Here is a 14,027-nt window from a genome sequence, read left to right on the forward strand (position 1 = left end):
TCTTAGCGGCCCGAAGCCGCCGGTGCCGGCTGCTGCTGCTGCTGAGCCGGCGCGGTCGTGTTGATCGTGGTGAGCGCGCCGTTGAGGGCGGTCAGCACGTCGGTGGTGATGTCCAGCGAGGGATCGTAGGCCAGCGTCTGGCCCATTTCGACCAGCATGTTGGCGCCGCGCTTCTGCATCGCCGGCTTGTAGAGGTTCTGGAGCTGCGCCTGGATCTGCTGGCCGATGTAGGCCTGGTTGCGCTGGAGCTGCTGCTGCTGGCCCTGGAGTTCCTGGCCGGCCTGCTGTTCCTTCTGCTGGTAAGCCTGGATGCGGGTCTGCAGCGCGGCGTCTGGCTGCTTGCCGTTCAGCGCCTTGACGGCGGTTTCAAGGCCCTGAGCTTCGGGCTGAAGCGAGGTTTGGAGCTGGTTGCGGCGCGCCTCGAAGGTCTGGATCTGCTGTTGCAGGGCCTGGTTGGCGGTCTTGCACGCGTTGCACTCACGGGCGACGCGGTCGAGATCGACCACGGCCACCTTCGACGCGGGCACGGCCTGGGCCAGCGCAGGCTGGGCCAGAGCGACAAACGCCAGGCCCGAGGCCAGAGCGGCGGACTTGAGAAGCATGTTCATCAGAATTGAGTTCCCACGTTGAAAGTGAAGGTCTTGGTACGGTCGCCGTCATACTTGAGCAGCGCCTTGGAAATGTCGATGCGGAACGGGCCGAAAGGCGAGTTCCAGTTCACGCCGAAACCGACGGCAACACGCGGCTTCCAGGTGTTGCCGAGGAAACGTTCGGTGAAGTTGTTGTACGAGCCGATCGGATCGTTTGCACCGCCCGTGACGGTATTGGTCGCGCTCGTGGTCGTGGTCTGCGTGCCGTCCGCAGCCGTCTGGGTGTAAAGCTGGTTGCCGCTGTTATCACGCGAGCCGACGAAGCAGCCGCGGGGATCGGTCGTATCGGGAGCGTGGCACTGGTTCAGCTCAGGCGACTTGATCGCCCATACCGCGCCTGCATCGACGAAGATCGAGGGACGCAGCCCCATCTCCCTCGCGCCGGAGCCCAGCGGAATCTCCAGTTCGGCACGGCTCATGTAGTAATAGCGGCCGCCCAGCGCGTCGTCGGTATCCTGCCCTTCGACGGTGTAGTTACCATCGGAATCCGCCGTGTAATACTGACGGACCACGCGAGGACCGACGCCGCGAATGCCGAAGCCGCGGATCTGCGGTTCGCCCAGGTAGAAACGGTCGGTAAGGCGAATATCGTCGCCGCCCCAGCCCTTGATCAGGCCGCCCTCACCCTGGATCGAGAAGATGAAGCCTTTGCCCAGCGGCCAATACTTCGCCGCATTGCCGCGCAGACGGTAGTAATTCACGTCGCCGCCAAGACCCGCCAGATCGAAGTTCACGGACACCGTCTCACCGCGCGTCGGACGCATGCGGTTGTCGAGGTTGTCATAGATCAGCGACCCGCCAAGGATCGAACTCAGCCGCTTGCCGATGGCATCGCAAAGATAGCGGCCGGCGCGGATGGGATCGCAAGCGTATTCGCCGTTGTTATTGATCGAGTAATAGGTGCTCCTGTCCAGCGACACGTCATCGTAGTTGAGCGTGTAGCGCGCGATCGCCGTCAGGTATTCGGTGAGCGGCACGCCGGCGCGGATCTGGAAGCCGGTGGTCGACTGTTCGTACGTCGTGTTACGGCTCGAATTGGCGAAGTTGAAGCTGTTGTAGTCGCGACGATAGATATCGACGCCCAACGACACGTTCTTGTCGAAGAGGTAAGGCTCGACGAAGCTCGCCTCGACCGACTTAGAATAGGACGAATAGCTGCCCGAAAGGCCGACCGTCTGGCCGCGACCGCGGAAGTTCCGCTGACGGATCGAAGCCTGGAAGATGAAACGTTCGAGGCTGGAGAAACCGGCCGAGAGCTGGAGTTCGCCGGTGGGCTTCTCCTCGACGTTGGCTTCGAGCGCGATGCGATCGTCGGCGGTGCCGGGCTTCTGCTCGACTTCGAACTTCTCCTGGAAGTAGCCGAGCGACTTGATGCGGTTGGTCGACCGCTTGACCTGCAGCGAGTTGAACGCGTCACCCTCGGCAAGGCGGAATTCGCGGCGGATGACCTTGTCCTGCGTCAGCGTGTTGCCGTTGATGTCGATCTTCTCGACATAGACGCGCGGGGCCTCCTGGATCACGAAGGTCAACCCCATGGTGAGGTTTTCCTTGTCGCGATCGTATTGCGGGCGGACGTCGGCGAAAGCGTAGCCGAATGCACCGGCAGTGTCGTTCAGGCTTTCGATCGTGTCTTCGACCAGCTTGGCGTCGTACCAGTCGCCCTTTTTAAGCGCGAGGTTCTTGGCCAGCTTTTCGCCGTCGAAGTCGCGCAGCTGGCTCTCGACCTTCACGTCGCCGAACTTGTAGCGCTTCCCTTCCTCCACCACGTAAGTGATGATGAAGTCCTTCTTGTCCGGGGTCAGTTCGGCCACGGCCGAAACCACACGGAAATCGGCATAGCCTTGCGTCAGGTAGAACTGGCGCAGCTTCTGCTGGTCGAAGGCCATGCGATCGGGATCGTAGCTGGTTCCCGAGCTGAACAGCCGCGTGAAGCGGGCCTGCTTGGTGACCATCTGGCCGCGCAGTTCGCCGTCGGAAAACTGCTCGTTGCCGATGATGTTGATCTGGCGGACCTTGGACTTGTCGCCCTCGGTGATCTCGAACACGATATCGACGCGGTTCTGGTCGAGCATGACCATCTTCGGCTCGACGGTCGCCGCATAACGGCCCTGGCGCTTGTAGAGTTCGATGATGCGGGCCACGTCGGCGCGAATCTTCGAACGCGTGAAGATCTGGCGCGGAGAGACCTTGATCTCCGGCAGGATCTTGTCGTCCTTGATGCGCTTGTTGCCTTCGAGGATGATGCGGTTGACGACCGGGTTTTCCTTGACCTGAATGGTCACGACGCCCTTGTCGTTGCTGACCTGCACGTCGGAGAACAGCTCCGTGGCGTAGAGATCCTTCAGCGCGGCGTCGCCCGAAGCCTTGGTATAGGGCTGCCCGACGCGGAGCTGGATGTAGGACAGCACGGTTTGCGGCTCAAGGCGCTCGGCGCCGGTGACCTGGATCGTCTGGATCGTTTCGCCGGCTTCGACTGCCGGCGCCGCAACTGGGGCCGGAGCCGTAGCTGCGCCCTGCGCGAGAGCAACACCGGGGGAGCCCGCAAGGATCGTCGTCCCCAAGAGCACTGCTGCAAGGTGCGGCGCACGGCGAGCGTCAGTGCTGCGGCCCATTTCCAATCCGATCATTCTACGCAAATTCCTGTATTCGCTTTCGCGAGGACTTCGACCGACCCGCCAGGCTGCCCGTCATGACGACGGGCAATCGCGCCCATCTGCCCGATGGACGACGTCCAATCAAGCAGCCAATCCCGGCGGAAATGTGATGGTTGACGAATTCTCCAGGCTATCCCCCGAAAATCGGGAGCGATGCCAGATCGTTGACAGTGACGAACAGCATCAAGGCCAGCACGAGTGCCACCCCGGTGCGGATCGCCCATTCCTGACTGCGCAGTCCCAACGGCTTACGACGAACCAGTTCGGCCGCGTAGAAAGCCAGGTGCCCGCCGTCGAGGCCAGGAATTGGCAGGAGATTGATGAATGCCAAGTTAATCGAGATCATCGCCACGAAACCGACGAAGGGCTCCCAGCCCAGCGAGAATTGTTCGCCCGAATACTTGGCGATCTTGATCGGCCCACCCAGCTCGCGCACCGAGCGGTCGCCGGTGACGATCTGGCGGATCCCGGTCACGATGGTGCCCATAAGGGCGAAACTGCGGTCCACGCCGATGCCCAGCGCCTCCACCGGGCCGACCGGTTCCAGGCGCCCGAAGCCGGACTGTACGCCGATCCGGCCGACCGGAGCCTTGTTGCCCTTCTCGTCTTCCTGGATGCCGGAGCCGATCGTCATCGGCAGGACATGGGCCTGACCATCCCGCATCACCGTGATGGTGGTGCTGGCGCCCGCCTTGGGCATGATCAGCGGCGGCACTTCACGGAAGCTGTTGATCGACGTTTCGCCGACCGCCACGATGCGATCCCCGATCTTCATCCCCGCCTGCTCGGCCGGAGAATCGCTGGTGAAGCCGCTGACCACCGGCACCGCGAAGTCCACGCCAAGATCCCCGATCCGCGCCTTGTTGCCGAAATCGTCACTCACTTCCTCGTTGGCGAGGGTGACGGGCAGAACAACGGAACGGCCATCGCGTTCGACCACGAGTTCCACGGCCTTGCCCGGATAATAGACGGTGTGCTCGGGAATGTCGGTGACGCTGTCGATACGGTTGCCATCGATGGCGACGATATGATCGCCGACTTCCACGCCGGCCGCCTTGGCTGCGGAGGTTTCCGAGAAGCCCACCACTTCGGCATCCGCGATCAGCCGGCCGTGCGCATAAACGAAGCCCGCCAGGATGAGCACGCAGAGCACGAAGTTCGTAAGCGGCCCGGCGAACACGATCAACGCGCGCTGCCACAATGGCTTGACGTGGAAGGTCATGGCCCGCTCTTCCGCCGAGAGGCCGTCCTCCCCCGCGCTCGGCGCCGAGGCCGGGTTCATATCGCCCGCGAACTGCACATAACCACCCAGCGGCAGCATGGACAGCTTCCAGCGCGTACCGCGCCTGTCGGTCCAGCCCGCAATCTCCTTGCCGAAGCCGATCGAGAAGGCATCTGCCTTCACGCCGAACAGCCGCCCGACCAGATAGTGGCCCAGCTCATGGATCAGCACGAGCGGCCCGAGCACCAGCAGGAATGCGAAAATCGTCGTCAGCAGGTTCGGCGATGCGGTCACAATTCAGGGAATCCTCTTCGGACCGCGTATCGTCACGCAGTCCCGGCCAGCATGCTTGCCCTTGCTCGCGCCTCGCCGTCAACCGCAAGTACGTCCGACAGGCTTGCGGGCGCGGGCGGAGCGTAGGCGCCGAGCACGTCCTCTACTTGCGCGGCGATGCGCGTGAAGGGGATCTGGCCGCCCAGGAAAGCCGCCACGGCCACTTCATTGGCGGCATTGAGCACGGCGGGAATGCCGCCGCCCGCCTCTGCCGCCTCACGCGCGAGACGGGTTGCGGGAAAGCGCACCTCGTCGGGCTTGCGGAAGGTCAGTTCGCCGATTTCAGCCAGGTCCAGCGGCGCGCAGGGCGTGTTCATCCGCTCCGGCCAGGCGAGCGCCGAGGCGATCGGCACGCGCATGTCGGACGGGCCGAACTGCGCCAGTGTCGACCCGTCGCGATACTCGACCATGGAGTGGACAACGGACTGCGGGTGGACGATGATGCGCAACTTGTCGAGACCGACCGGGAACAGGTAATGCGCCTCGATCAGTTCGAGGCCCTTGTTGAACATCGTTGCCGAATCGACGCTGATCTTCGCGCCCATGTCCCAGTTCGGATGCTTGATCGCCTGTGCGGGCGTCGCCAGGGTCAGCCGATCAAGCGTCCAGTCTCGAAACGGGCCGCCGCTGGCGGTCAGCGTGATCCAGCGGACATGATCGAGGCTGTTGCCCTGGAGGCACTGGAAGATCGCGTTATGCTCGGAATCGATCGGCAGCAGCGTGGCGCCGTGGCGCTCGACCGCGGCCGTCATCACTTCCCCAGCAGAGACCAGCGCTTCCTTGTTGGCCAGCGCGATCACGCCGCCTTGCTCGATCGCCGCCATCGTCGGCGCGAGGCCCGCACAGCCGACGATCGCCGCAACCGTGACATCGGCGCCGCGCGCTGCCGCTTCCACGAGCGCCGCAGCGCCGCCCGAAGCCTCGATGCCGGTTCCGGCCAGCGCCTCGCGCAGATCGGGAAGGCGCGCCTCATCGGCGACGACGGCCAGTTCGGCGGAAAATTCGATCGCCAGCCTGGCCAGTTCGGTCACGTTACCGTTGGCGGTCAGCGCGGCAACGCGCCAGTCGGCGGGATTGCGGCGAACGAGATCCAGCGTCGATGCGCCGATGGAGCCGGTGGCTCCGAGAATGGAAATGGTGCGCATGGTGGTCATCGCGGCTGGAAAAGGATCATCAGGCCTAGCACGAAAAGCACGGCCAGCAAGCCGTCGAGACGGTCGAAGAAACCGCCGTGGCCGGGAATGAAGTTGCCGGAGTCCTTCACGCCCGCCCGGCGCTTCATCCAGCTTTCGAAGAAATCGCCGGCCTGGGCGCAGACCGCCACGAAAATGCCGATCATGAGGCAGATGGCGAAAAGCGGCAGCGGATTGGCCGTGAGATACCAGCAGGGCTGCATGCCGAAGCAGGCCGGACCGTCGGCGGCATTGCCCTGCGGCTGGACCGAGAGCAGCCCCTCCTGCCAAAACCGCGCCGCGCCGAACAGCACCAGCGTGGCGCCCAGCACCCCGCCCAGCAGGCCGGACCAGGTCTTCGACGGGCTGATCGATGGCGCGATCTTGGGCCCACCCAGGCTACGCCCGGTGAAATAGGCGCCGACGTCCACCCCGATCACGGCAAGCAGGACCGTCAACAAGGGCGCCAGGCTGAAGACAGGATTGCGCAGGAACAGCAACATAGCCGCGGCAATACCGACGTAGAGCATGCCGCCGAAGTTGAACGCGGCGCGCTCTCCGGGATGCTGTGTGCCCGCCCGCGCCAGCCTGGTCCATTCCCACAGCACGCCGAGCGCCACGGCGCAGACGAAAGCCGTCCAGACAACCCCGCCCAGCCACAGTGCGCCGCCGGCCACCACGAGCATGACCGCCGCCGAAACCGTGCGGACACCGAGGTCAGCGTTCTTCCTCGCCGGATCAGCGTCCGCCATAGCGTCGCTCGCGAGAGGTGAAGTCTTCGAGGGCTTGCCGCAGATGCTCGGCGGTGAAATCGGGCCAGAGCACTTCGGTGAACATCATTTCGGCATAGGCCGCCTGCCACAGCAGGAAATTCGACAGCCGCACTTCGCCGGACGTGCGGATCAGCAGGTCGAGCGGCGGCAGGTCGGCGGTATCCAGCTCCAACGCGATCGTTTCGGGCGTGATCGGCCCTTTCGCAGCCGCCCTGGTGGCGGCACGGGCGATCTCGTCCTGCGAACCGTAGTTGAGCGCCACCGCGAGCGTCGTGCCGGTATTGGCGGCGGTCTTCGCCACCGCGCCTTCGATCAGTTCGACGACATCGGGCTTGAAGGCCTTGTAATCGCCGATGATCTTGAGGCGTACACCGGCGGCCGCAAACTCATCGAGATCGGAGAGGATGAAGCGTTTCATCAGGCTCATGAGGTCGGAAACCTCATCCTCGGGCCGCCGCCAGTTCTCGGTGGAAAAGGCATAGAGCGTCAGCGCTTCCAACCCCATCTCGCGTGCACCGCGCACGACGCGGCGCACGGCTTCGACGCCGCGCTGGTGCCCCAGCGCGCGCGGCAGATGGCGCTTATTCGCCCAGCGCCCGTTGCCATCCATGATGATGGCAACGTGGCGCGCGGAAACGGGTTCGCTCTCGGCCATCAGGCGTTCCTCGAATCGGGCCCCAGAGGCCTCACTTTCCGAGGATTTCCTTTTCCTTGGCGCCGAACACGTCATCAAGCTGCTTGATCATGTCGTCGGTCAGCTTCTGGACTTCGGTTTCGCCGCGCTTGCGGTCGTCTTCCGAGATTTCCTTCTTCTTTTCGTCGGTCTTGAGGTTCTCGATACCGTCGCGGCGCACGTTGCGCACGGCGACGCGGGCCTTTTCGGCATAGGAGCTGGCAAGCTTTGCCAGTTCCTTGCGACGTTCCTCGGTCAGGTCGGGGATCGGCAGGCGCAGCGTGTTGCCGTCGTTGATCGGGTTGAGGCCGAGGCCGGCCGAACGGATCGCCTTTTCGACGGGGCCGACGTTCGACTTGTCCCAGACCTGCACCGAAAGCATCCGCGGCTCGGGCGCCGAAATCGTCGCGACCTGGGTGATCGGGGTGTTGGCGCCGTAGACGGTGACCATGATCGGCTCCAGCAGCGCGGTATTGGCGCGGCCGGTGCGCAGGCCCGAGAGGTCGTGCTTCAGCGCTTCGATCGCGCCGGTCATGCGGCGCTCGAGGTCCGCCTTGTCGTACTTCGCCATGTGTCAGGCTCCTTTCTGGACGACCGTCTTGATGCCTTCTCCCGCGAGAACGGTGGCAAGATTGCCCTTCTCGCGGATCGAGAACACGACGATCGGGATTGAGTTGTCGCGGCACAGGGCCACGGCGGAAGCGTCCATCACCTTCAGGTTGTCGGCGAGGACGGTGTCGTAATCGACCGAATCGTAACGCTTGGCGTCCGGGTTGGTCTTGGGGTCGCTGTCGTAGACGCCGTCTACGCTGGTGCCCTTGAGCAGGGCATCGCAGCGCATTTCGGCGGCGCGCAGGGCAGCGCCCGAATCGGTGGTGAAATAGGGCGCGCCCACGCCTGCCGCGAAGATCACGACGCGGCCCTTTTCAAGGTGACGCTCGGCGCGGCGGCGGATCACCGGCTCGCAGACCTGGTCCATCTGCACGGCGGACTGCACGCGGGTTTCGACGCCGATCTGCTCGAGCGCGTTCTGCATCGCCAGGGCGTTCATGACGGTGGCCAGCATGCCCATGTAGTCGGCCTGCGCGCGGTCCATGCCGCGCGCTGCGCCGGCCATGCCGCGAAAGATGTTGCCGCCGCCGATGACGAGGCAGATCTCCAGGCCGGTTTCCTTGGCGGCCTTCACTTCCTTGGCAAGCTCGGTGACGAATTCGGGGTCGATCCCGAACTGCTGGCTTCCCATCAAGACTTCGCCCGACAGCTTGAGAAGGACGCGCTTGTAGGGGGAAGAACTCATGGCCGCACAATCTCCTCTGGGCATTTTGCCCAATTTCAGGCCGCCCGGCTTTAGGAGCGCAGGGACGGCTTGCCAAGGGCCTTGGCCGACCTTCCTCAGCCTGCCGCCGCGCGCTTGCCGCCGGCAGGCGGATACCGCGCAGATCGGAGATACAAAAAGAGCCGGGAAGCGAAGCCCCCCGGCCCTTTTCTATTGCGGTATCCGCGAAGGATCAGCGCTGGAAATCAACCTGCGACAGCAGCAGCCACTTCGGCCGCGAAGTCGGTGACTTCCTTCTCGATGCCTTCGCCGAGCTGGAAGCGGACGTAGTCCTTCAGCACGATCTTGGCACCGGCTTCCTTGCCGGCCTGGTCGACGACCTGCTGGATCGGGGTCTTGTTGTCCATGACGAAGACCTGCGAGAGCAGAGCGTTTTCCTTGGCGTACTTGGCGATCGCGCCTTCGACCATCTTGGCCTGCACGGCTTCGGGCTTGCCCGATTCGGCAGCCTTTTCCTGGGCGATCTTGCGCTCGCGCTCGATCAGCTCGGCGTCGAGATCGTCGGCGTTGAGGGCCAGCGGGAAGGCAGCGGCGATGTGCATCGCGATCTGCTTGCCGAGCGCTTCGAGAACGTCAGCCGAAGCTTCCGATTCGAGAGCGACCAGAACGCCGATCTTGCCGAGGTTCGGTGCGGCGGCGTTGTGCATGTAGGGAACGACGAGGCCCTGAGCGACTTCGACGGTCTTCAGGCGGCGAACCTGCTGGTTTTCGCCGATGGTCGCGACGTTGTTGGTCAGCGCGTCGCCGACGGTGCCGCCGGTCGGGTAGGCAGCAGCCTTGAGCGCTTCCACATCGTCACCCGAAACGCCGAGAGCGACTTCGGTGGTCTTGCGGACGAAGTCCTGGAACTGGTCGTTCTTCGCGACGAAGTCGGTTTCCGAGTTGACCTCGACGGCCACGCCGCGGGTGCCGGTGACGGCAACGCCGACCAGACCTTCGGCAGCCGTGCGGCTGGACTTCTTGGCGGCAGCGGCCAGACCGCGCGCGCGCAGCGCGTCGACGGCGGCTTCGAGATCGCCACCGGTTTCGTCCAGGGCCTTCTTGCAGTCCATCATGCCGGCGCCGGTGCGCTCGCGCAGGTTCTTCACGTCAGCGGCGGTGTAAGCCATCGCTCAAATCCTTTTGCTTGGTGGGGCCAGTTCAATGGCCTTAAATAAGTGCGCGCCAGGCCCATTGGACCCGGCGCGCGACAATTCCATGACGAAAAGTCGTCGCCGGGCCTATCAGGCCTCGACCGCCGCTTCCTCAGCAACCGGAACGTCCATGGCGCCGATGTCGGCACCGCTGTTGACGATCGCGTCACGGCCGCCCTTGGTGGCTGCCTGGGCGACGGCTTCGCAATACAGGCGCACGGCGCGGCTGGCGTCGTCGTTACCCGGAATCGGGAACGAGATGCCCTGCGGGTTGACGTTGGTGTCGAGCACGGCGACGACCGGAATGCCAAGGACGTTGGCTTCCTTGATGGCCAGCTCTTCCTTGTTGGCGTCGATCACGAACATCACGTCCGGGATGCCGCCCATGTCGCGGATACCGCCGAGCGACAGCTCAAGCTTGTCACGCTCGCGGGTGAGCTGAAGGACTTCCTTCTTGGTCAGACCGGTGGTGTCGCCAGCCAGCTGCTCTTCAAGAGCCTTGAAGCGCTTGATCGAACCCGAGATGGTCTTCCAGTTGGTGAGCATGCCGCCCAGCCAGCGGTGGTTGACGAAGTGCTGACCGCAAGCGCGGGCGGCCTGGGCGATCGGCTCCTGAGCCTGGCGCTTGGTGCCGACGAAGAGCACCTTGCCGCCGGCCTGGACAGTGGCCGAAACGAACTCGAGCGCGCGGGCCATCAGGGGCACGGTCTGCGACAGGTCGATGATGTGGATGCCGTTGCGCGCGCCGAAGATGTACGGCTTCATGCGCGGGTTCCAGCGGTGGGTCTGGTGACCGAAGTGCGCGCCGGCTTCGATGAGCTGCGACATGGTGACGACGGGAGCCGCCATAAGATAATTCCTTCCGGTTTGAGCCTCTGGAAAGCAGGAACCAGGCGGAACTTCATAGCGACCGCCAAGGCACCGGTATGTGCGCTTTCCATGTGGATTGCCCGAGTCGGCCAGTATCGCGAATTCGATATGGTGTTTTCGAGCGGGGCCGCCCTTAGCGCCGTTTCGAGCAATTGACCAGCCCCAATCCGGCGTTCGGACAAGGCAACTCGTCGCTAACACCCTTCACTTCCCGAATCAGAGGGAAACATGGGGGCTTTACAGGGTTTTCCACAGGGTAGTCCCAAGGGCCGACAGCCCCAAAGACTTTCCAGCTTCAACGCCTTGAGGGGATGGCGAGAACAAGGATTCAATCGATGAGTGTCGTTTCATCCATCCTGTTCGGCATCGGCGCCGCAATCGCGCTCATGACGATCTGGACCAGCTACGCAGCCGCCCTTCCCGCGTTTCGACGGCTGAAACGACAGATTGAAGCATCGGCCAGCCCGGTTTGCGTCCGCAAGGGGGAGGCCCTTGGTCAGCGACTACCTCCGGCGCGCGCAAAGACGCATCGACGCCATCCTCGCCCGCGGAGCCCGGCATTGTGCCGGATTGAACACCGCGCGGCCTGACCCGGACCGTTGGGGCCCTGATAAATGAGGCCATGATCAATGAAGCCGGCGCGATCCCTCCAGGCCGAAAGCCTGATCGATCTTCCTGTCATCGGCTTCGACACCAGAAGAGACTACGTCTTCCAACAGGTCGCTCGTGTGATCGATGATCGCCTGCATCTGAATGATCGCCTCGGCAATCGCTGCCGCTGAACGGCACGATGGCATCAAATCCACGATGATGACCAGGCCATGTTGGGCGTCCACCGAAAAGCGACAGCCGAGCAGGCGATCATGAAGCCGGGCAAGCGTGATGCACAACGCCGCTCCAGGCTCTACCTCTTCGAGTACGAGGCCCTTGATCTGGATCCAGTCGTCCACGCCGAACACGGACCAGACGCTACCCGTGTCCTGATCGGTCAAAACCAGTTCGGACGAATCGATCTCCTCGACGTCGAACTCGTTGTCGCTGCACCACTCGTCCAACCCGCCAAGATCCGCGAGGAACCCGCCTTCAGGCACGTCGCTCATGTTGGATAATGCCCCTTCTTAGCGACGGCCCGCCGAAATTCCGTGCACGTCGACCGAACCGATTTCCGCTTGACAGCAGAAGAACAAATTGAGAACAACCAGATCACGGGAACATTAATAGAACGATTCTGGATTTTCCACAAGCTCTCCACAGGGCTGGAGGCATTCGGATCCGCGTAAGCGCTGGATGTCGGTTCGAAAGGGAATGTCATGACTGTCTTCGCCGCCTGCCTCTTCGCCATGGCTGCACTCGTCGCAGCCCAGATCATAGCTTCGAGCTGGCTGCGCCATGCCGGGGCTGCGCGAATGCTGTCGAAGCAGCTTCGCGCATGCACCGATTCCATGATGCTGGATTGGAAGGCGGCGGAGCGCGTGCCGATGCCCGCGCTTTCCATGCTCAGAAAGGATCGTTTGCTTCGCTCGCGCCGTCATCTCCAGTGGAACGTGGCCCAGTGGCATACGGCGTGGAATGTGGCGGAACGTCCCGGTCTTGAATCGCCCGAGCGTGGCGCCGAGATCGCCGCCTGACTTTCGCATAAGTAACAATGCCGATCGGTATCAGCACCATATAGGCGATCGTGATCACCGCGAGCGTGAACCAGGGTTCGGTCAGCAAGGCAGCCACCGTCAGTCCCACCAGCGCTATCACGCCGAGACGCAGGCTGGGCGGCGGACGCATGCGCGACCAGCTGAGCGAGGGCAGGCTGGAGATCATCAGGAATGCGATCATCATCATCCAGATGCTGACGGCGACGGGATTCGTGAATACCGACAGTCCGGTGGCAATCCAGAGATACATCGGCAGGAATGCCAGGCCTGCCCCGACAGGCGCGGGAACACCGGTCAGGAAGCCGGCCTGCTTGTGCGGCTGATCAAGCTCGTCCATGCGGGAGTTGAAGCGCGCCAGGCGCAGCACGCAGCAGATCGCAAAGGCAAGCGCCGCAATCCAGCCCATGCTCGGAAGCTGATGAAGCGTCCACAGATAGACGATCAGAGCCGGAGCGACCCCGAACGATATCGAGTCGGCAAGGCTGTCCAGCTCGGCGCCGAAACGGGTCTGGGCCTTCAGCAGACGAGCCGCGCGACCGTCGATACCGTCGAGCAGACCGGCCAGGATAATGGCTTGAACGGCTCGTTCGTAATCTCCGCCAATGGCGAAACGGATGCCGGTCAAGCCGGAACAGAGCGCCGCTGCCGTAATGGCATTGGGTACGAAAACACGCATCGGCAGCCCGCCGGCGATGCGGCGACGCCCGGGGGAAGTCTCACTCCCGGGCTCGCCGCGCTCAATGCCGCCGGGCTCGCCGGTCACTGCGAGATACCCTCGATCACGGGCGCCGATCCCAGTTCGGCCAGCACCGTTTCACCGGCAACGATCCGCTGGCCCATCAGCACCTTCGGTTCGGTTCCGGCCGGCAGATAGACGTCGACGCGGCTGCCGAAGCGGATCAGGCCGATGCGCTGCCCCGAAGCGATCATATCGCCAGGCTTGACGAAAGGAACGATACGGCGGGCCACCAGGCCGGCGATCTGCGTGAAGCAGACGCGCAAGCCATCGCCACGCTCGACCAGGATATGCTGGCGTTCGTTCTCCTCGCTGGCCTTGTCGAGGTCGGCATTGAGGAACTTTCCGGGAATGTAGATCACCCGACGTACGGTGCCGCCGATGGGGCTGCGATTGATATGAACGTCGAAGACGCTCATGAAGATCGAGATCCGGGTCACCGGCTCGGTCGACATCGGCTGGGAGCCGCTGCCGTCCTCGACCGTCAGTTCCCGCGGAGGCGCAACCTTGCCGATCAACGTCACCAGGCCATCGGCAGGTGCCACGATGTAGCGGTCGTCCTGCGGCGTCACGCGAACGGGGTCGCGGAAGAAGGCAAGGACGCAATACGTGAGCAGAGCGAGCGGCAGGCCTACCAGCGGACCGAATGCGATCCAGCCGACCAGCGCTACGACCCCGGCAATGGCGCCGAACTTGCGACCTTCCGGGTGAATGGAAGGCCAGCTCCAGGACGCTTCGCCGCGTCCCTGATTGTCGAGAATTTCTCCGGGCATCACCGTCCTCTAGTCACTGTCCACCGCCCCCGCAATGCCGGGAAGCACGACCC

14 protein-coding genes are annotated in these 14,027 nt (G+C 63.6%); all 14 read right to left on the reverse strand.

Features of this window, described 5'->3' with window-relative positions:
- Positions 1-2: 2 nt before the first annotated feature.
- A complete protein-coding gene (locus RT424_RS02260; RefSeq protein ID WP_313434218.1) occupies positions 3-608 on the reverse strand; it encodes an OmpH family outer membrane protein in 606 nt (201 codons plus the stop codon).
- The gene (bamA, locus tag RT424_RS02265) at positions 608-3,277 is read right to left on the reverse strand and encodes an outer membrane protein assembly factor BamA (RefSeq protein ID WP_313434220.1); all 2,670 of its coding nucleotides are present in this window, start codon (positions 3,275-3,277) and stop codon (positions 608-610) included. Before bamA ends, RT424_RS02260 begins: the two co-directional genes overlap by 1 nt.
- Positions 3,278-3,434: 157 nt before the next feature.
- Complete coding sequence (rseP, locus tag RT424_RS02270) at positions 3,435-4,820, reverse strand: RIP metalloprotease RseP (protein WP_313434221.1); 1,386 nt, start codon at positions 4,818-4,820, stop codon at positions 3,435-3,437.
- A gap of 32 nt (positions 4,821-4,852) precedes the next feature.
- Positions 4,853-6,004: a 1-deoxy-D-xylulose-5-phosphate reductoisomerase gene (locus RT424_RS02275; RefSeq protein WP_313434394.1), complete on the reverse strand. Its 1,152-nt coding sequence runs from the start codon at positions 6,002-6,004 to the stop codon at positions 4,853-4,855.
- A 5-nt stretch (positions 6,005-6,009) separates the two neighbouring features.
- The gene (locus RT424_RS02280) at positions 6,010-6,783 is read right to left on the reverse strand and encodes a phosphatidate cytidylyltransferase (RefSeq protein WP_313434223.1); all 774 of its coding nucleotides are present in this window, start codon (positions 6,781-6,783) and stop codon (positions 6,010-6,012) included.
- Positions 6,770-7,459, reverse strand: coding sequence for a polyprenyl diphosphate synthase (gene uppS / locus RT424_RS02285; RefSeq protein WP_313434224.1), 690 nt, complete (start codon positions 7,457-7,459; stop codon positions 6,770-6,772). The genes RT424_RS02280 and uppS overlap by 14 nt, the downstream gene beginning before the upstream one ends.
- Positions 7,460-7,490: 31 nt before the next feature.
- On the reverse strand, positions 7,491-8,048 hold the full coding sequence (gene frr, locus RT424_RS02290; RefSeq protein ID WP_313434225.1) for a ribosome recycling factor: 558 nt from the start codon (positions 8,046-8,048) through the stop codon (positions 7,491-7,493).
- A gap of 3 nt (positions 8,049-8,051) precedes the next feature.
- Positions 8,052-8,774, reverse strand: coding sequence for a UMP kinase (gene pyrH / locus RT424_RS02295; protein WP_313434227.1), 723 nt, complete (start codon positions 8,772-8,774; stop codon positions 8,052-8,054).
- 224 nt (positions 8,775-8,998) lie between these two features.
- On the reverse strand, positions 8,999-9,922 hold the full coding sequence (tsf, locus tag RT424_RS02300; RefSeq protein ID WP_313434229.1) for a translation elongation factor Ts: 924 nt from the start codon (positions 9,920-9,922) through the stop codon (positions 8,999-9,001).
- 114 nt (positions 9,923-10,036) lie between these two features.
- Complete coding sequence (gene rpsB / locus RT424_RS02305; RefSeq protein WP_313434231.1) at positions 10,037-10,795, reverse strand: 30S ribosomal protein S2; 759 nt, start codon at positions 10,793-10,795, stop codon at positions 10,037-10,039.
- A gap of 647 nt (positions 10,796-11,442) precedes the next feature.
- A complete protein-coding gene (locus RT424_RS02310; RefSeq protein WP_313434233.1) occupies positions 11,443-11,916 on the reverse strand; it encodes a hypothetical protein in 474 nt (157 codons plus the stop codon).
- Positions 11,913-12,311, reverse strand: a complete 399-nt coding sequence (locus RT424_RS02315) for a hypothetical protein (RefSeq protein WP_313434235.1) — start codon at positions 12,309-12,311, stop codon at positions 11,913-11,915. Before RT424_RS02315 ends, RT424_RS02310 begins: the two co-directional genes overlap by 4 nt.
- A 2-nt stretch (positions 12,312-12,313) precedes the next feature.
- Positions 12,314-13,228 carry a CDP-alcohol phosphatidyltransferase family protein gene (locus RT424_RS02320; RefSeq protein ID WP_409521427.1) on the reverse strand — a complete coding sequence of 305 codons (915 nt, stop codon included), beginning with the start codon at positions 13,226-13,228 and terminating at the stop codon, positions 12,314-12,316.
- Positions 13,225-13,974 (reverse strand): phosphatidylserine decarboxylase, encoded by a 750-nt coding sequence (locus RT424_RS02325; RefSeq protein ID WP_313434236.1) that lies wholly within the window; start codon positions 13,972-13,974, stop codon positions 13,225-13,227. Before RT424_RS02325 ends, RT424_RS02320 begins: the two co-directional genes overlap by 4 nt.
- Positions 13,975-14,027 lie beyond the last annotated feature (53 nt).

This window comes from Novosphingobium sp., from assembly GCF_032093395.1.
GTDB lineage: Bacteria > Pseudomonadota > Alphaproteobacteria > Sphingomonadales > Sphingomonadaceae > Novosphingobium.

Coding starts and splice junctions, on each gene's coding strand:
- RT424_RS02260 (WP_313434218.1), bottom strand. CDS start 608: ATGAACATGCTTCTCAAGTCCGCCGCTCTGGCCTCGGGCCTGGCGTTT.
- bamA (WP_313434220.1), bottom strand. CDS start 3,277: ATGATCGGATTGGAAATGGGCCGCAGCACTGACGCTCGCCGTGCGCCG.
- RT424_RS02275 (WP_313434394.1), bottom strand. CDS start 6,004: ATGCGCACCATTTCCATTCTCGGAGCCACCGGCTCCATCGGCGCATCG.
- RT424_RS02280 (WP_313434223.1), bottom strand. CDS start 6,783: ATGGCGGACGCTGATCCGGCGAGGAAGAACGCTGACCTCGGTGTCCGC.
- uppS (WP_313434224.1), bottom strand. CDS start 7,459: ATGGCCGAGAGCGAACCCGTTTCCGCGCGCCACGTTGCCATCATCATG.
- frr (WP_313434225.1), bottom strand. CDS start 8,048: ATGGCGAAGTACGACAAGGCGGACCTCGAGCGCCGCATGACCGGCGCG.
- pyrH (WP_313434227.1), bottom strand. CDS start 8,774: ATGAGTTCTTCCCCCTACAAGCGCGTCCTTCTCAAGCTGTCGGGCGAA.
- tsf (WP_313434229.1), bottom strand. CDS start 9,922: ATGGCTTACACCGCCGCTGACGTGAAGAACCTGCGCGAGCGCACCGGC.
- rpsB (WP_313434231.1), bottom strand. CDS start 10,795: ATGGCGGCTCCCGTCGTCACCATGTCGCAGCTCATCGAAGCCGGCGCG.
- RT424_RS02310 (WP_313434233.1), bottom strand. CDS start 11,916: ATGAGCGACGTGCCTGAAGGCGGGTTCCTCGCGGATCTTGGCGGGTTG.
- RT424_RS02315 (WP_313434235.1), bottom strand. CDS start 12,311: ATGGAAAGCGCGGGCATCGGCACGCGCTCCGCCGCCTTCCAATCCAGC.
- RT424_RS02325 (WP_313434236.1), bottom strand. CDS start 13,974: ATGCCCGGAGAAATTCTCGACAATCAGGGACGCGGCGAAGCGTCCTGG.